A 16,744-nucleotide genomic window follows, 5' to 3' on the forward strand; every position below is an offset into this window, starting at 1 on the left:
AAAACTCCGTTATTGCTTGATGGTGGCGAGCGCCGCGCGCAACTTCGACTGTGGCAGGCTCAATCCCAGCCGTTCCGCTGCGGCAACGACCGGAGCGAAGCGGCGGCGCTTCTTTTCATCGTGGTTGCCGGCGATATCGGCCAGCCGATGCGCGAGAAAGGGATTGCGCAAACGCGCCCGCAGCACGCCAATATAGGCCTGCGCCTCTTCTCCCATGCCTTCAGCGGCAAAGACCGGCAGAACCTCGTCCCGCCAAAGCGTCTCCAGATCCGCAACGAGAATATCGTCGACCATTGCCTGACGCACGGTTTCATCCTTGCCTCGCCCATCCTGCAACCAGCGCTCCGCCAGATAGGAATGACCGAGATTGAGCAGGAAAAGCTTCAGCTTTTCATAATGATCGAGATCATCGGTCAACACCACGGCGGGGTGCGTGCAGGGAAGGACAAGCCCGTCCTGCTTCTCGATTGCCCAGAGTGCATAGGGCTCCGCGACGGCACCCACCGGGTCGATAGGCTCGGAGACGATGCGATCCACGAGACTATTGGCGAAACGGCACTTCTCATTCAGATAAAAGGCAAAACCCGCCGGCAATTGCCATTCATCTGCAAGCCGGCGAATGACCTGTTTCAGCTTTTCGCCATTACGTGGCACGAGCTCACAAGGGAAGATGGAGACCGGTGCTTCCGGATTGCTCTGAAAACGCTCCAGCAGCAACATGCAGAGTTTGGCCGGAAAGCTTTTCGGTACGATCGTGAAATCGTCAGCAAGCCCGGCATTATCAGCCGAATCCAGCTCATAACCGCGATCGCCCGTATTGGACAGAATGACCTCGGCCTCGCAGGCAAGGCGGCGCACTTCGGCCCAGTCGGTCGCAGCCGTCAATGCCCGCGCGACAGCCCCGCCCCGAATTTCCTCATCCACTTCCTGCCCATCGCGGATGCCGCAAATACGCACGGGGTAGGGCGCCCCGCCGTTCAGCGCCGTAACACGCTTCAGGCTCTCCGCGTTGCCGGTCGTCTGTACAATCGCGATGCGCCCCAGAGCCTCGCCCTTGTCCAGCGCCTGCGAAACAAAGAGATCCGCATGCGCCAGAAGAAAGCGGCTGGTGCCGAATTGCAGGATGGGCGTATCGGGCGTCATGCGACCTCCACCATGCCCTTGATAACTCCGGCCTTCGGATCGGTCAGGCCGGCGAATCGTGAGGGCACATCGGCAAGCGTCATGCGATGGGTGATCAGTGCTTCCGGTACCTTGCCCTCCCGCAGCGCCTGCAGGACGCGCTCGAAATCCTCAGGCGTAGCATTGCGACTGCCGAGCAGCGTCGTTTCCCTCTTGTGGAACTCCGGATCGTTAAAGCTGATATCGCTGGCGACGATGGAGACCAGCACATAGGAACCGCCATGGCCGACAAAGGAAAAGCCGCGTTCCATGGCTTTCGGATTGCCGGTCGCGTCGAAGACCGCATCGAAAAAATCGCCGCCGGTGATGTTGGAGAGGCAATCCCTGTCGCCCTCGCCGAGCGCCACCGTGTGTACGACCCCGAGATGCTCTCTGCAGAAATCCAGCCGGTCGCTGCGCCCATCGATCATGGTCACTTCGCCGCCATCGAGAACCGCGAAAACCGCAACCGCCATGCCGATCGGGCCGGCGCCGACGATCAGAACCTTCTGCCCCTTCTCGACTGCGCCACGGCGCACCGCATGCGCACCGATAGCCAGAAATTCGGTCATCGCCGCCTGATCGAGGCTCAACCCCTCCGCCTTCAGCACGAATTGTTGCGGCACGCTCAGATATTCGACCATGCCGCCATCGCGATGAACGCCCAGCACACCAATATTGCGGCAGCAATTGCTCTTGCCCTTCAGGCAGGCGCTGCATTTGCCGCAAGAGATATAGGGAATGACGGTGACCACGTCGCCTGCGGACAGATGGCTGCCTTCCGGCGCCTCTTCCACCGTGCCGGAAAGCTCATGGCCCATGATGCGCGGATAAGAGAGATAAGGCTGGTTGCCCGTGAAGATGTGCAGATCCGTGCCGCAAACCCCGATGCGGCGAATACGCACCAGCACTTCGCCTTCGCCACGCACTGGTGTCGGCAGTTCCTTGGAAACGAGTTGACCTGGGGTTTCGCAGAAAATCGCCAGCATGTATCACCTGTGGGAAAGGGAATAAAAACGAACGGCGTTACCGCCAAAGACTGCCGCATGGTCCTTTGCCGGCACGATATCGCGGCAGAAATCCAGCCACACCTGATAGTCGCCCGCCAGCCGCAACACCGGCCAATCACTGCCGAAAATCACGCGGTTGCCGCCAAAGAGTTCCAGAATGGTCTCGGCATAAGGCCGTATCGCTTCCGGCCGCTGATCGCCGCGCTCGGTCAGCAGACCGGAAAGCTTGCAATGGACATTCGGAAGAGCCGCCAGAGCGGCCATATCCTTGCGCCAGTCGCTGTAGTGTCCGGCGGCAATCAGCGGCTTCGCGCCGTGATCGATGACGACAGGCAATTGCGGATGGCGGCGAGCAAAGGCGAGGAGATGCGGGAGATTGGGCGGCAGGACCAGCGCATCGAACGCCAGACCGTGCTCTACCAGCGTCGCCACGGCGGGATCGAGTGCCGGATCATCGATCCAGGCGACATCCTCCATGCCCTGCAACATCGGACGCACACCCTTGAACGCCGGATGTTTTGCCCGACGGGCGATTTCACTCGCCGCATCGGCGGACTTCATATCCACCCAGCCGACAACGCCCCTGATGAAATCGGTCTTTTCCGCCAGTTCCAGCATGAAATCCGTGTCGGCCGCCGTCTCCATCGTCTGAACCAGCACGGTGCCGGAAACTCCGGCAGCGGCCAGCAAAGGCGACAGGTCGGCGGGGAGAAAATCCCGGTAGATGGCGGCGAGCGACGGCGGCGGCCACTGCCCGGCGCGATCCTTCATCAGCCAGAAATGCTGGTGGGCGTCGATGAGCATCGCCTCAGGCCTTTCCGCCCGGTACGGGCGCACCTTCGGCGACCAGGCCGCGCCTGTGCAGTTCGGACCAGAATTCATCCGGGATCGACTGCTCGAACCACTCTATATTGGAGGCGAGCTGCTGCGCATTGCGCGCACCCGAAACGACCGTGACCGATGCCGGATGGGCAAGCGGAAATTGCAGTGCGGCCGCCTGCAGCGATACGCCGAGTTCCTCGCAAACACCCTGCAGCGCATCGACACGCGTAAGAATATCGGCAGGCGCGTCGGCATAATTGAATTTGCGGTTGCCGGCCAGAATGCCGGAATTGAATGCACCGGCGACAACGATGGCGACACCGCTTTCAGCGCAACGGTTCATGAAAGCAAGGCTCTGCTGCTCCAGCAGCGTATAACGGCCGGCAAGCATGGCGACGTCTATATCGAAGACATCCATGGCGTCGCTGACGATTTCCCACTCATTGACGCCAAGGCCGACGGCCCCCGTCGATCCCTCCTCGCGCAGCTTGTCAAGCGCCCGGAAGCCGCCGCCGGTGGTCAGCTGCTCCCAGTAGTGCTGATGCTTTTCGCCATGGGTGAAGGAGCCGATATCATGGACATAAATAATATCCGGCTTCAGAACGCCTAGCCGTTGCTGGCTTGCCTCGAAGGAGCGCAGAATACCGTCATAGGAATAATCATAGACCGGGCGGAACGGCAGGGGCGTTATATAGGCATCCTCCTCCGGACCGACGGTCTCGTCCGGCACCATCACACGGCCGACCTTGGTGCTCAGCGTGTATTCGTTCCGGTCATGCTCCGTCACCATGGTGCCGAGGCGGCGCTCCGACCGCGTATAGCCGTAGAACGGCGCGGTATCAAAATAACGCATGCCGCTTTCCCATGCCTTGTCGAACGCGCCCTTGGATTCCTCATAGGGCGTGACGCGGTAGAGATTGCCCATCTGGGCGCAACCGAGGCCCATGACGGTGACGTCGACGGCGCGGCGCGGCAATTTACGTGTATCGGAGACTTTCATCGCAGGGACTTTCCAGCTCGTCTTTGGAAGGACGCGCCGCCGCAAGGCGGCGCGCCGTCAGCATTAGTAAAGCACGTTCTTGGCTTCAGGCTTCTCGATATTGTCCTTGGTGACAACAACAACGCCGGTATCGACGAACTTCTCAACCTTTTCCTTGTTGATGAGCTTGGTCACGGTTTCCACGCCCTTTTCACCCATCTGGTAGGAACCCTGAACCACGATGCCGGCAAGCGTGCCGTCCTTGACGAAGCTCTGCAAATCCTGGTTACCGTCAAAGCCGATGGCGATGACCTTGCCGGCCTTGCCGGACTGGGCAAGCGCGCGGCCGACACCGATGGCCGTCGGCTCATTGGCGCCGAAAATGCCCTTCAGGTCGGAATTGGCGGCCAGCACGTCGGTGGTCTGGTTCAGCGCGGTCGCCATCTGCGACTGCGAATAGAACGGACCAACGATCTGAAGCTTCGAGTGCATCTGGATGTAGTCGGTAAAACCGCCGACACGGCCGATTTCGGAACCGGCACCGGCGACATAGGACATGACGGCAATCTTGCCTTCCGTGCCAACCTTGTCGATCAGCGCCTGGGCCGCCAGTTCGCCGGCCTTCTTGTTATCGGTTGCCAGGAACGACTGGTAATATTGCTCCGAACCCTTGGCGAGCTGCGAGTCGATCAAAACGACGGGAATACGGGCTTCCCAGGCCTTCTTGACGGCCGGCACTAGCGCGTCCGGGTCGGAAGGTGCCAGGACAATGCCCGCGACCTTACGATTGATGGCGTTTTCGACCATGTTGACCTGGTCGGCAATGGCGGACTCGGCAGCCGGACCCTGGAATGTCATGGTATTGCCGGAAGAGTTCTTCATCGCCGCATCAGCACCCTTCTGAACATTCTGCCAGAAGGTGGAGTTGACGGTCTTGACGATGACGGCGATCTCACCGGCCTGCACGGTGGAAACGCTCCACAGCGCGATTGCGGATGTCAGAAGGGCAGTCGCAATTTTCTTCATTTCTTCCTCCGTGATGTCGGCATACCGGGCCTCCCCTGCCGATCTTTTTTGCGGAAAGGGTCCGCAGCCCTTTGGTCAGCGGCGGTTGCGCAGCTGGTCGATCCAGACGGTGACCAGAATGACGAGGCCGATGATGATCTGTTGCGTGAAGGCGGACACGCCATTCATATTGAGACCGTTGCGCAGGATGCCGATGACGAAGGCGCCAATGGCCGTGCCGGAAATGGTGCCGACGCCGCCGATCAGCGATGTGCCGCCGATAACGGCGCTGGCGATTGCGTCCAGCTCATACATCACACCTTCGTTTGGCTGGGCGGTAACGAGACGCGACATCAGCACGCAGCCCGTGAGCCCGGCGAGCGTGCCGGACAGGATGTAGGTGAAATTGGTGACACGGGCGACATTGACGCCGGAAAGGCGCGCGGCTTCGGCGTTGGAACCGACAGCGTAAATGTGACGGCCAAGGATCGAGCGGTTGAGCATGAAGGAAACCGCAAGCGCAATCACCACCATCAGGATGACGGGGTAGGGGATACCGGGAAACACCACATTCGGAAAGCCGTCGTCACCGATAGTGACGATGCGAAAGAGGGCGCCGTTGCCAAGTTCGCCAAAGGATTCGCCGAGGCCCGAAACGGCACGCGCGCCGGTGATTTGCAGGGCCACGCCGCGGGCGATCAACATCATGCCTAAGGTGGCGATGAAGGGCGGCAGCTTGAAACGGGTGACCAGAAGACCGTTAATGAAGCCGCAGAGCGATCCCGTCAGAATGCCGAGCAACATGCCGACCGGCACCGGCATACCGAGTTCCTTCACCGCAAGAGCGGCGACGACACCGGCGAGCGCCAGCACCGAACCGACCGAAAGATCGATACCACCGGTGATGATGACGCAGGTAGCCCCGATGCCGAGCAGCGCGATGGACGTGACCTGCAAGGCAATCGTCATGCCGTTATTGACGGTGAAGAAGGCGCTGCTGGTGGCGGAGAACACCGCGACGAGGGCGAACAGGCTGCCGAGCGCGGCAAACTTCTGGATGATGTCCTTCTGGCGATCGCTGACAGCGAAGCCCTTTTTGGGTTCTGCAATATTGGCCATGTCGTTCCTCACTGCGCGGCCCGGCCGTAACCGGACGCATACCGCATGATTTCTTCCTGATTGGTCTTGGCGGTTTCTAGCACGCCCGTAATTCGGCCCTGATGGAAAACGGCGATACGATCCGTCAGCCCAAGAATTTCCGGCAGTTCCGAACTGATGAGAATGACGCCGATACCCTGCGCGGCGAGCTCGTCCATGATCTTGTAGATCGCGAATTTCGCGCCGACATCGATACCGCGCGTCGGCTCGTCGAAGAACAACACGCGCGACTGCCGGAACAACCATTTGCCGATGATGATTTTCTGCTGGTTGCCGCCGGAAAGCAGTCGCACCGTCTGCCCGATGGAGGGAGTACGGATATTCAGGAGATCGACGTAGCGCTTTGCTACATCGTCATGCCTCTTGAAGTCGATGAGCCCGAAACGGTTGGAAACCTCGCCGAGATTGGCAAGCGTCGTATTGGCCGCCACTGACATCTTGATGGCGAGGCCATCGCTTTTGCGATCTTCCGAGAGATAGGCGATGCCTTCTTCGATGGCGTCCTGCGGTGAGCCGATCGAAAGCTCGCGCCCGTTGAAAACGATCCTGCCCGCATCGAGCGGATCGGCGCCGAAGACAGCCCGGGCGACTTCGGTGCGGCCGGCACCCATCAACCCGGCAAAACCGAGGATTTCACCACGGCGCAGCGAAAAACCGACGTCGTGGAACACGCCGCTGCGCGTCAGGCCCTCCACGGAAAAAATAACGTCTTCCGTGGGGCGCGATGTCCGCTCGGGGAATTTGTCTTCCAGCGAACGCCCCACCATGCGCGTGACAATGTCATCAACGGTGATCGAGGCAAAATCGTCGGTTGAAATATAACGTCCGTCGCGCAGAACCGTCACACGATCGACGATTTCGGCCATTTCATCGAGACGATGGGAAATATAAACGATCCCGACACCGGATGCCTTGAGATCGCGGATGACCTTGAACAGGAGCCGGGTCTCCTGCTCGGTCAGCGAAGAGGTCGGCTCATCCATGATGAGCACTTCAGCGTCAAGAGAAAGCGCCTTGGCGATTTCCACCATCTGACACTGAGCGACCGAAAGGCCGCGGACAATCTGGTCCGGATCGATATCCACACCCAGCCGGTCGAGACAACGCTTGGCATCGAGACGCAGCTTCTTGCGGTCGACGAGGAAACCACGACGTGGTTCGCGCGCAAGATAGATGTTTTCAGCGACGGAAAGATGCGGAACGAGGTTGAGTTCCTGGTGGATGATGGCGATGCCGGCGGCTTCGGATTCCAGCGGCGATGCATATTGCACCTTCGCACCTTTATGAAGGATGGTGCCGTCGCTCGGCTGATAGACGCCGCTGACGATCTTCATCAGCGTCGATTTTCCCGCGCCATTTTCGCCGCAGACGGCATGCACCTCGCCTGCGCGCAGATCGAAATGCACGTTCGAAAGTGCTTTGACGCCGGGAAATTCCTTGCTGATATTATCGAGGCGCAGGAGCACCGCGCGCTGTCCGTGCGCCATCTGTTCGGACGAAAAATCGCCCCGAATTGTCGATGCGCCTTGCGACATCTGGAAACCTCCACCCTGTTCCCCGCTCCACCGGGGGCCTTTAACAGGGCAAATGGTTAGGCCGGTTTTTTATAATGGTCAAGCCAATTAGGTTAAAAATTGGAGGCTGGCTTTAGAGGCAACGGATAGCCATCGTGAGAAACTTTAAAATAGTATCGTATTTTCAGTATATTGAGTAATTTCTTGCGTATTGCTACACTTGGCGTTACGGTAAGGCCAAATACAAGCATCACGAAGGCTTCAGCAAAAAACACATGAGTGGTCAGGCCAAAATAGCGGAACCGCGCAGGCTGTATCAACAGATTGCGGATCAGATACGCGAACTCATCGACATGGGTGAATTCCTGCCTGGGACGCGGCTTCCCGCCGAACGGGAACTGGCACAGAAACTCGGCGTGTCGAGACCGTCATTGCGGGAGGCGCTGATTGCGCTTGAGATCGACAACACCGTCGAAATTCGCATGGGTTCCGGCGTCTACGTATCTACCGAAGCGCTGCAGACGACCCATCATACCAAATCGCTCGGTGACAGCCCCTCCGAACTGATGCAGGCGCGCGCCGCTCTGGAGGGTGCCACCATCGTGTTGGCGGCAAGCCGGATGACCGATGAGACAATCGCGACCCTCCACCAGATACTCAATACCATGCAGCGGGAAATCGAAGCCGGCCGCAAGCCTCTGGATCAGGATCGACTGTTTCACGTCACCATCGCCGAGCAATCCGGTAACAGCGTTTTGGCCCGAATGGTGGCGAACCTCTTCGACGAGCGCCACAGCCCCATTTCGGCCCAGCTTCGCGTGAAATTTGAAGACCGCGATACCTGGACCCAAGCCCTTCAGGAGCACGAGGCCATTCTGGCGGCGCTTGAACTGAAAGACCCGCTGCTGGCGCAGGCCGCCATGCATACGCATCTGGAAGGTTCGAAGAGACGCTGGGTCGAAAATTGATCTAGAAACATAGCAGGCAATATAACGGGAGGAGGATAACCCGTGAGTGAAAATTCCGAGGCAACCATTTTGCTGAACGCCAACGACAATGTCGCGGTGGCACGTCGGTCCATTCCGGCCGGCGGCGCGACGGGCAGGGGCGATCTGGCGGCGCTCGAGCTGATCGGGCGCGGGCACAAGGTGGCCCTGAAGTTCATCAAATCGGGCGATGAGGTGCTGAAATACGGACAGGTCATTGGTATCGCCACCCAGGATATTGAGCCCGGCCGGCACGTGCACCTGCACAATCTCGCCATGGTGCCTTCCGAACACGCACATCAGTTCAGTGTTGATATCGAAGAAAAGGGCATGGTGCCGGAAGCCGAACGCCGGACGTTTAGGGGTTATGACCGCGGTCTCGGTGGTGTTGGAACGAGGAACTATATCGGCGTCATCGCTTCGGTGAACTGTTCCGCCACGGTGTCGCGTTACATCGCGGATTATTTCAACAAGCAGGGCGGCCTTGATGGTTTCGACAATGTCGATGGCGTCGTGGCGCTGACCCATGGCGGCGGCTGTGCGCTGAATACGAAATCGGAAGGTTACCGCCTGCTGATCCGCACCATTCAGGGTTATGCCCGCCACCCGAATTTCGGCGGCATTCTGCTGATCGGCCTCGGTTGTGAAACCAACCAGATCGCGCCCATTCTCGAACATTACAAGATGGAAGAGGGTGAGCGGCTGCGCACCATGACGATCCAGCAGCATGGCGGCACCCGCAAGACAATCGATGCGGCGATCGCCGAGATCAAGGCCATGCTGCCTATGGTCAATGCCGCCCGCCGCACGGAACAACCGCTTTCCAAGCTGAAGGTGGCGCTGGAATGCGGCGGTTCGGATGGTTATTCCGGCATTTCCGCCAACCCGGCTCTGGGTTTCGCCTCCGACCTCATCGTCCGTAACGGCGGCACCACAGTCCTCTCGGAGACGCCGGAGATTTACGGCGCCGAGCATCTCCTGACGAAGCGCGCCGTCACCCCTGCCGTCGCCGAGAAGCTCCTACAGCGTATCGACTGGTGGCGTGATTATACCGCCCGTAATGGCGACGAACTCAATAACAACCCCTCCCACGGTAACAAGCTTGGCGGCCTGACCACGATTCTGGAAAAATCGCTGGGCGCGGTCGCCAAGGGCGGCTCCATGCCGCTGAAGGCGGTTTATGAGTTTGCTGAAACCGTGACGGAACAGGGTTTCGTCTTCATGGATACACCCGGCTATGACCCCGTTGCCGTCACCGGCCAGGTCGCGGGCGGCTGCAACGTCATCTGTTTCACCACCGGTCGCGGCTCGGTTTCCGGTTTCAAGCCGTCGCCGTGCATCAAGATCGCCACCAATTCCGAAATGTATGAACACATGAAGGAAGACATGGATATCAATTGCGGTGAGATCGTCACCGGCGCTGAAACCATCGAAGAATCCGGCAAACGAATTTTCGAGCATATCCTGGCGGTAGCGTCCGGCGACAAGACCGTCAGCGAAATATACGACTACGGCGATAATGAATTTGTGCCGTGGCAGGTTGGAGCCGTGACCTGAACACTGCGGCGCCAAGACTGTCCCACGTGAAACAAAAGGCCCGGAAATCAATTTCCGGGCCTTCTTTATTCTTGGTTATTTCCGCGCTTAATGGCGGAAGTGGCGCATGCCGGTAAAGACCATTGCCACATTATGCTCATTCGCAGCGTCAATCACTTCCTGATCGCGCATGGAGCCGCCCGGCTGGATGACAGCGGTAGCGCCAGCAGCAATCGCGGCGAGCAAACCATCGGCAAAGGGATAAAATGCTTCCGAAGCGACGGCGGAGCCGCGCGTCAACGGTTCGGCAAGACCAAGAGCCTTGGCGGCATCTTCCGCCTTCTGGGCAGCGATACGCGCGGAATCCACACGGCTCATCTGGCCTGCGCCGATACCCGCGGTCTGCCCGTCCTTGGCGTAAATGACGGCATTGGACTTCACATGCTTGGCGATCTTGAAGGCAAACTTCATGTCTTCAAGTTCCTGCGGTGTCGGCGCACGCTTGGTGACGACCTTGAGGTCCAGATCCTCGACCATGCCATTGTCGCGGCTCTGCACCAGCAGGCCGCCCGAGACGGTCTTAGCAGTGAGGCCAGCCGCGCGCGGATCAGGCAAACCGCCAGCGGCAAGAAGGCGCAGGTTCGGCTTGCGGGCGATGATGGACTTGGCTTCTTCGGTGACATCAGGCGCGATGATGACTTCGGTGAAGAGCTTGACGATCTCTTCCGCCGTTTCCGCATCGAGCGTGCGGTTCAGGGCAATCACGCCACCAAAAGCGGAAATGGAATCGCATGCCAGCGCCCGCCGGTAAGCTTCGGCAAGTGTCGGCCCCGTCGCCACGCCGCAGGGATTGGCGTGCTTGATGATAGCGACTGCCGGCGCATTTTCCGGCAAGAATTCCGCCACGAGCTCGTAAGCTGCATCGGTGTCATTGATGTTGTTGTAGGAAAGCTGCTTGCCCTGAAGCAGCGTCGCGGTCGCAACGCCAGGACGCTTTTCGCCAGTGAGGTAAAAACCAGCGCTCTGGTGCGGGTTTTCGCCATACCGCATCTTTTCCTTCAGCGCGCCGCCGATAGCGCGGTAATCCGGCGTTTCGATTGCAAGCGCCTCTGCGAACCAGTTGGAAATCACCGCATCATAGGCAGCGGTGCGGGCATAAGCCTTGGCGGCAAATCGCTGGCGCAGCGTATAGGACGTCTGGCCGTCATCGGCCTGCAGGGCCTCAACCAGATCGGGATAGTCAGACGGATCGGTAACCACAGTGACATAGGCGTGGTTCTTGGCGGAAGCGCGGATCATGGCCGGGCCGCCAATATCGATGTTTTCCACCGTCGTCGGATAATCGCCGCCCTTGGCGCGAACTTCTTCGAAGGGATAGAGATTTATGACCGATAGATCGATCGCCTCGATGCCGTGCGCCTTCATCGCCTCGACATGATCGGCATCATCCCGGATCGCCAGCAAGCCGCCATGAACGCTGGGATGCAGCGTCTTCACGCGCCCATCCATGATCTCGGGAAAATTCGTGACGTCTGAGACATCCGTAACCGGCAGGCCTGCCTCAGCAATGGCCTTTGCCGTACCGCCGGTCGAAAGCAGCTTGACGCCAAGCTTGGAAAGCACCGTCGCCAATTCGATAATGTCCGTCTTGTCAGACACGGAGAGAAGCGCCGTGCGGATTTTTACCTTATCGGGGGCGGGAATTTTCTTGGACACGACGGCCATCAGGCATACTCCGTTTAACGGGGAGGACAGGCTGGAATGGAATTGATCCAGCAATTGCCGCCGCGTTAACACAGCTTACCGGATTAATAAACAGCGGGGATGCCGAACGATGACAACTATGGTGGTTTTTGACCGGCATCGCCGGAAATTTGCCTAGGCTTGGCGTTCGATCAGCCAGCGGATTTCCCGCGTATTCGCAAGATTGAAGGGGAGTTCAATCTGCTGCGACGGGCGCATACCGGATGCGTCGGCCATGAAGACATCTTCGGTGACGAAAAGCTCCAGCCCGGGCGCGGAAAACAGCCAGACGATTCCATCCGCTGCCTCCAGGTAGACCGACTCCTCGTCCCGCTGATGTAGCTGAATGTGGGGATGAATATGGAAACGTGAAACCGCTGTGACCGACTGCGATTGCGCTTTCGCCGCATTTTCGTCGCGCCGCAGCAGATCCCGACCCTTTATCTTGGTGCCGACCGCATTCAGTTCTATTTCCCGCTCATGGTAACAACCGAAATTCTGCAAATAACCGTCATGTGATGCCCAGAGAACATCATTACCGTTAGCATCCGCCCCGCGCCTGCTGTCGACGTGGCTAACGCCTGACACCATAATCGGACCAAGCAGCCGCGAGCGCGACAGTCTACAGGATGAGGTATCCGCAAGCGTGACGGTGGAATGAGCCGCCGTGGAACGGCTGGCGCGCTGATATTCCGGCGCGGCGTTACGTGGAAAGCCGGAATTGACGATGAAGCGGTTCTTGCCGCAGGACATTTCGAAAGACAAGCAACCCGAATGAGCACTCCGTGAAAGCTCCGCCGAGCCGGGATACCCTGTATCGACGATGATGACCGTATCGTCCGTCGCAAGCCGGTGATAGTTCACATCCGGCAGGACCTTTGAAGGCCGGCCGGCCGTTTCATCATAGCGCAATACGGAAACAAGCTCATTGGCGAGCGTGGCCGTGGCGCCGTTGAACAGCGCGAGATCGCCGCCCTGATGCCGGAAGAACCGGATCGCCGGGAACATGCGGTCTATCGCCGGCACCAGACCTGACGGCAGATCATGGCCGAGATTGATATAACTTTGCCGAAGCGGCAGGAGATCGAGCAACAGATCCAGCATGACGCGTGGATTACGGGAAACATGTCCGCCATCGGGCAGAATCTGGCGTTCCATTTCCTGAGCCAGCTTCATTCCATTTCGCGTGATCCGTGAAAGGCGCGTTGGCATGGCAATGGAAGCCATGGCCAATGCAATCCTGATCCTCAGCCGCGCTTCGCCATCGGGCGCGTGTCTGACAATTCTTTCGAGATACCGCACATGAAAGGCGAGGCTTTTCAGAAACCGGCGATAAAAGCCGGCATCGGCCTCGTATAAAACGACGGGAGAGTGCGAAAGCCAGGCAATGAGCCTTTGTGCGGCGATTTCCGGTGACCAAGCAATACCTGCAAGCCGTTTGCCATGAAGCACCATCCACTCCGCAACAATGCGGCGCGCTCGTTTGCAGGCCTCGCTCGATTTATCGGAGCGAATATGCCGTAGCCAACTAAATGCATGCAGCCGTTCTTCAAAGACCACCGAGGGATATTCCATCTGAAATGGCGAAGCTCCGCCGGTTTCGACGACACGCCCGGCCAGCGCGATGCGGCCCCGCAACAGTTCCTCGGCGAAATAGGGATCGATGGCTCTAAGATCGGTCGGCGCCGCCACCAGACCGTCCGGCGCACGAGTGGCAAATCGCGACATATGCAGGCGCAAAGGAGTGAGTCCGACACACAGATGACGATACGCCATCCGCGACAGAAGACCGGCGGCATTCATGCTGCCTGCAAAGGACCCTAACAAGCTGTGTTTCCCGTTTCACATGTTTTGTTTTTATCAGTGAACCGCGACGACCGGAACGTTTTCGATAAATATCTAATGATTCGCGAGAGCTTGGCTTTTTTCTACTTCTTACGCAAGACACTGCTAAAAAACCCATCGACGCCGCCGAACATATCCGGCGTTGTGCGAAGATCGCCATCGGGACTGATGGCCGCTTCCATTCCGGGCCAATCCTCGCGGCGGACGGCAACACGCTCCACGTCGGGATTTTCCGCCAGAACCTCGGCGATCATCGCTTCTCCTTCAGAAGGATCCAGCGAGCAATTGGAGAAGACAACGAGACCGCCCGGTCCAACAAGGGTCAGCGCATGCCGCAGCATCTGGCCCTGAAGGGCAGCGAGTTTGGCAATATCGTTCTCATCCTTGGTCCAGCAGACATCGGGATGTTTGCGAAGTGTCCCGGTGGAAGAACAGGGCGCATCGAGGAGGACCGCGTCAAAGAGCTGTTCCGGCTGATACTTCAGCATATTGGCCTCCACCGTTTCGGCACGGAGACCAAGCCGGTCGAGGTTTTCCCTGAGGCGACGAAGACGGTTTCCGGACTGATCCAGCGCCGTCACCTTGGCGCCCGCCAGCGCAAGCTGCGCGGTCTTGCCGCCCGGGGCCGCACAGAGATCGGCAACACGTTTGCCCGCAATGTTACCCATAAGCCGGACCGGCATGCTGGCGGCAAGATCCTGCACCCACCATGCACCCTCGGCGAAGCCTTCGAGCGAGGGGATCTGCCCCTCGAATTCACCCAGACGCACGCTGCCGTTCGGCATCAGCGTACCGCCCAGTTTTTCCGCCCACAGAGCGGGATCAACCTTGATCGTGAGATCGATGGAGGAAGGCGTCAGCTGCGCTTGCGAGATCCTCTGAGCCGCCTCAATTCCGTAAGCCGAAACAAGCCGCTCGTAGAACCAGTCCGGCAGCACGGGAACGTCGGCGACAGCCTTTTCGATCTCCATCTTTTCACGACCGAGCCGTCGAAGAACAGCGTTCACCAGTTTGACGAAACGCCGGTTGCGCGGATCGCGGTGAGCCTGCTCCACGGCGAGATCGACAGCGGAATGATCCGGCACATCGAGGTAAAGCATCTGCGCCGCACCGACGACAAGAACGTGATGCAGCGATCGCGCGCCCTGCGGCAGCGGACCATCGAGCAGCATCGACAAAGCCGTTTCAATCCGGGGGAGGTGGCGAAGCGCGCTGTTGACGATGGCCCTCACCAGCGCCCGGTCGGCAAGCGACAGGGCTCGATAGACGGGATTGCCGTTCTCGCTATCGAGCATCCCATCCAGCGAGGTCTTTTTTTCCAGAACGGCGGCCAGAATGCGAGTGGCGGCAATGCGCGCGGCGAGACCCGGCTTATCCTGGAAAGACGAAGGGCCGTCTTCACGGCCCTTCCCATTAGCCGGTCTCGGTTTTCTGGACCGCGCCGGCTTATTCTGAATATCGGATGTCAAGACCACGGCCCCTTGCGCTCGTTTTCATTGCCTCGTCCCCAGCCTGTTTTGGGAACGGAGCTTGATTTGCGCAGAGGTCTATCACCCGATGGCGGCGGCGTCGATCCTCGCGGGGAAAACTCCTGCGCCATGGCGTGCAGTGCGGCCACGCGATTTTCCGTATTCGGATGCGTGGAGAAGAGATTGTCCATGCGCTCGCCGGAAAGCGGATTGATGATGAACATATGCGCCGTTGCCGGGTTACGCTCGGCATCGTCATTGTGGATACGCTGCGCCATGCCCGAAATCTTCTGCAATGCGGAAGCAAGCCAGAGCGGGTTGCCGCAGATTTCCGCGCCGCGCCGGTCGGCGGAATATTCCCGTGTGCGGCTGATCGCCATCTGCACCAGCATCGCGGCCAGCGGCGCCACGATCATCGCCACCAGCACGCCGATAAAGCCGAGCGGATTACTGTTGTTCTCCCGGTTGCCGCCGAAGAAGAAGGCAAAATTGCCGAGCATGGATATGGCGCCCGCCAGCGTGGCGGTGATTGTCATGGTCAGCGTATCCCGGTTCTGCACATGCGCAAGCTCATGCGCCATGACACCGGCCACTTCCTCCGGTGTCAGACGCTCCAGCAATCCTGTCGAAGCGGCAACGGCGGCGTTCTGCGGATTACGCCCGGTCGCGAAGGCGTTGGGTTGCGGGCTATCGTAAATATAGACCTTCGGCATCGGCAGACCGGCATTTTGCGACAGGTCGCGGATCATGTGAAAAAATTCGGGCGCATTCGCCTCGTCGATCTCCCGCGCATGATAGGCGGAGAGAACCATCTTGTCAGAGTTCCAGTAGGAAAAAATATTCATACCGGCTGCGATGACCAGGGCAATCATCATGCCGCCCTTGCCGCCGATCAGAAAACCGACACCCATGAACAATGCGGTCATGAAGGCCAGAAGCATTGCCGTGCGCATCATGTTCATCCGTTTAACTCTCCTTGTCACTCACCGGGAATATTCCGGGGTTTATAAAGCCCCTCGGATTATATATCATCTGGTAAACGGCAAACGTATTTCAATATCCCGTCATAGGGAGGATTTCATGCAGAATGCGAATAATGACAACGCCACAGACAGTGGCGCGGAAGGTGTAAAGCGACTTTCGCCGGCGGCGCAGCGAGCGTTGAAAGAAGCGGAAGAACGGCGCAGGCAACAGGCCGATCTCAAGTTGCCGCCGGAAACCGGCGGCCGCGGCGGTGCAGAACCCGTGCGTTTCGGCGATTACGAAATAAAAGGCCGGGCCATCGATTTTTGAGCCCATTAATAAAAATACCCGCCAAAGGCGGGTATTCAGACCGCTGACAAACCCGTCGATATTTTCGGCGGGTTTTTTCTTTTTCGGGATGATGACGTTTTATTGTCGTCTTTTGCGGGTGAACGGGAGATAAGATGAGCCTCGTTTCCTCATCCCCAGGCGGGTTTGGGTGCTTTCGTGAGCGCCATCGCTATTTTCTTGATGTTCTGGGCGCTCGCGGCGA

Annotated in this window: 14 protein-coding genes; 3 read left to right on the plus strand and 11 right to left on the minus strand. The window is 58.9% G+C overall.

Going from position 1 to position 16,744, the window contains the following annotated elements:
- Nucleotides 1-9 precede the first annotated feature (9 nt).
- The 7 genes from PL597_RS23040 to PL597_RS23070 all read right to left on the minus strand — a co-directional run bounded on the left by PL597_RS23040 (nucleotide 10) and on the right by PL597_RS23070 (nucleotide 7,670).
- Complete coding sequence (locus tag PL597_RS23040; protein WP_269824779.1) at nucleotides 10-1,143, minus strand: mannitol dehydrogenase family protein; 1,134 nt, start codon at nucleotides 1,141-1,143, stop codon at nucleotides 10-12.
- The gene (locus PL597_RS23045; RefSeq protein WP_142912897.1) at nucleotides 1,140-2,150 is read right to left on the minus strand and encodes a zinc-binding alcohol dehydrogenase family protein; all 1,011 of its coding nucleotides are present in this window, start codon (nucleotides 2,148-2,150) and stop codon (nucleotides 1,140-1,142) included. Before PL597_RS23045 ends, PL597_RS23040 begins: the two co-directional genes overlap by 4 nt.
- A 3-nt stretch (nucleotides 2,151-2,153) precedes the next feature.
- Nucleotides 2,154-2,975 (minus strand): amidohydrolase family protein, encoded by an 822-nt coding sequence (locus PL597_RS23050; protein WP_271366307.1) that lies wholly within the window; start codon nucleotides 2,973-2,975, stop codon nucleotides 2,154-2,156.
- Between the two features lie 4 nt (nucleotides 2,976-2,979).
- Entirely contained in the window at nucleotides 2,980-3,993 is a 1,014-nt protein-coding gene (locus PL597_RS23055) for an aldo/keto reductase (protein WP_271366309.1), read from the minus strand.
- Nucleotides 3,994-4,056: 63 nt separating this feature from the next.
- Nucleotides 4,057-4,998: an ABC transporter substrate-binding protein gene (locus PL597_RS23060; protein WP_191217164.1), complete on the minus strand. Its 942-nt coding sequence runs from the start codon at nucleotides 4,996-4,998 to the stop codon at nucleotides 4,057-4,059.
- Between the two features lie 75 nt (nucleotides 4,999-5,073).
- Nucleotides 5,074-6,096 (minus strand): ABC transporter permease, encoded by a 1,023-nt coding sequence (locus PL597_RS23065; protein ID WP_077983716.1) that lies wholly within the window; start codon nucleotides 6,094-6,096, stop codon nucleotides 5,074-5,076.
- Between the two features lie 8 nt (nucleotides 6,097-6,104).
- Entirely contained in the window at nucleotides 6,105-7,670 is a 1,566-nt protein-coding gene (locus tag PL597_RS23070; protein WP_269824776.1) for a sugar ABC transporter ATP-binding protein, read from the minus strand.
- 254 nt (nucleotides 7,671-7,924) lie between these two features.
- Here PL597_RS23070 and PL597_RS23075 point away from each other — a divergent pair, with 254 nt between their 5' ends.
- Together PL597_RS23075 and PL597_RS23080 are read left to right on the plus strand one after the other, a co-directional pair.
- Nucleotides 7,925-8,617 (plus strand): FadR/GntR family transcriptional regulator, encoded by a 693-nt coding sequence (locus PL597_RS23075; RefSeq protein ID WP_191217162.1) that lies wholly within the window; start codon nucleotides 7,925-7,927, stop codon nucleotides 8,615-8,617.
- A 42-nt stretch (nucleotides 8,618-8,659) separates the two neighbouring features.
- Nucleotides 8,660-10,192, plus strand: a complete 1,533-nt coding sequence (locus PL597_RS23080; protein ID WP_077983664.1) for a UxaA family hydrolase — start codon at nucleotides 8,660-8,662, stop codon at nucleotides 10,190-10,192.
- Between the two features lie 87 nt (nucleotides 10,193-10,279).
- On the opposite strand, the gene purH is transcribed toward PL597_RS23080, so the two are convergent.
- From purH to htpX, 4 genes are all read right to left on the minus strand, one after another.
- On the minus strand, nucleotides 10,280-11,896 hold the full coding sequence (purH, locus tag PL597_RS23085) for a bifunctional phosphoribosylaminoimidazolecarboxamide formyltransferase/IMP cyclohydrolase (protein WP_271366311.1): 1,617 nt from the start codon (nucleotides 11,894-11,896) through the stop codon (nucleotides 10,280-10,282).
- 153 nt (nucleotides 11,897-12,049) lie between these two features.
- Entirely contained in the window at nucleotides 12,050-13,717 is a 1,668-nt protein-coding gene (locus PL597_RS23090; protein WP_165691251.1) for a heparinase II/III family protein, read from the minus strand.
- Nucleotides 13,718-13,842: 125 nt separating this feature from the next.
- On the minus strand, nucleotides 13,843-15,228 hold the full coding sequence (locus PL597_RS23095; RefSeq protein ID WP_142912892.1) for an RsmB/NOP family class I SAM-dependent RNA methyltransferase: 1,386 nt from the start codon (nucleotides 15,226-15,228) through the stop codon (nucleotides 13,843-13,845).
- Nucleotides 15,225-16,190, minus strand: coding sequence for a zinc metalloprotease HtpX (gene htpX, locus PL597_RS23100; RefSeq protein WP_269824774.1), 966 nt, complete (start codon nucleotides 16,188-16,190; stop codon nucleotides 15,225-15,227). The genes PL597_RS23095 and htpX overlap by 4 nt, the downstream gene beginning before the upstream one ends.
- Nucleotides 16,191-16,308: 118 nt before the next feature.
- Here htpX and PL597_RS23105 point away from each other — a divergent pair, with 118 nt between their 5' ends.
- Complete coding sequence (locus PL597_RS23105) at nucleotides 16,309-16,521, plus strand: DUF1674 domain-containing protein (protein ID WP_077983668.1); 213 nt, start codon at nucleotides 16,309-16,311, stop codon at nucleotides 16,519-16,521.
- Nucleotides 16,522-16,744 lie beyond the last annotated feature (223 nt).

The organism is Agrobacterium sp. ST15.13.013 (assembly GCF_027956525.1).
GTDB lineage: Bacteria > Pseudomonadota > Alphaproteobacteria > Rhizobiales > Rhizobiaceae > Agrobacterium > Agrobacterium salinitolerans.

What these genes read in the sequence shown, in the direction of transcription:
- PL597_RS23040 (WP_269824779.1), bottom strand. Translation starts at nt 1,143, where the DNA reads ATGACGCCCGATACGCCCATCCTGCAATTCGGCACCAGCCGCTTTCTT.
- PL597_RS23045 (WP_142912897.1), bottom strand. Translation starts at nt 2,150, where the DNA reads ATGCTGGCGATTTTCTGCGAAACCCCAGGTCAACTCGTTTCCAAGGAA.
- PL597_RS23050 (WP_271366307.1), bottom strand. Translation starts at nt 2,975, where the DNA reads ATGCTCATCGACGCCCACCAGCATTTCTGGCTGATGAAGGATCGCGCC.
- PL597_RS23055 (WP_271366309.1), bottom strand. Translation starts at nt 3,993, where the DNA reads ATGAAAGTCTCCGATACACGTAAATTGCCGCGCCGCGCCGTCGACGTC.
- PL597_RS23060 (WP_191217164.1), bottom strand. Translation starts at nt 4,998, where the DNA reads ATGAAGAAAATTGCGACTGCCCTTCTGACATCCGCAATCGCGCTGTGG.
- PL597_RS23065 (WP_077983716.1), bottom strand. Translation starts at nt 6,096, where the DNA reads ATGGCCAATATTGCAGAACCCAAAAAGGGCTTCGCTGTCAGCGATCGC.
- PL597_RS23070 (WP_269824776.1), bottom strand. Translation starts at nt 7,670, where the DNA reads ATGTCGCAAGGCGCATCGACAATTCGGGGCGATTTTTCGTCCGAACAG.
- PL597_RS23075 (WP_191217162.1), top strand. Translation starts at nt 7,925, where the DNA reads ATGAGTGGTCAGGCCAAAATAGCGGAACCGCGCAGGCTGTATCAACAG.
- purH (WP_271366311.1), bottom strand. Translation starts at nt 11,896, where the DNA reads ATGGCCGTCGTGTCCAAGAAAATTCCCGCCCCCGATAAGGTAAAAATC.
- PL597_RS23090 (WP_165691251.1), bottom strand. Translation starts at nt 13,717, where the DNA reads ATGAATGCCGCCGGTCTTCTGTCGCGGATGGCGTATCGTCATCTGTGT.
- htpX (WP_269824774.1), bottom strand. Translation starts at nt 16,190, where the DNA reads ATGAACATGATGCGCACGGCAATGCTTCTGGCCTTCATGACCGCATTG.
- PL597_RS23105 (WP_077983668.1), top strand. Translation starts at nt 16,309, where the DNA reads ATGCAGAATGCGAATAATGACAACGCCACAGACAGTGGCGCGGAAGGT.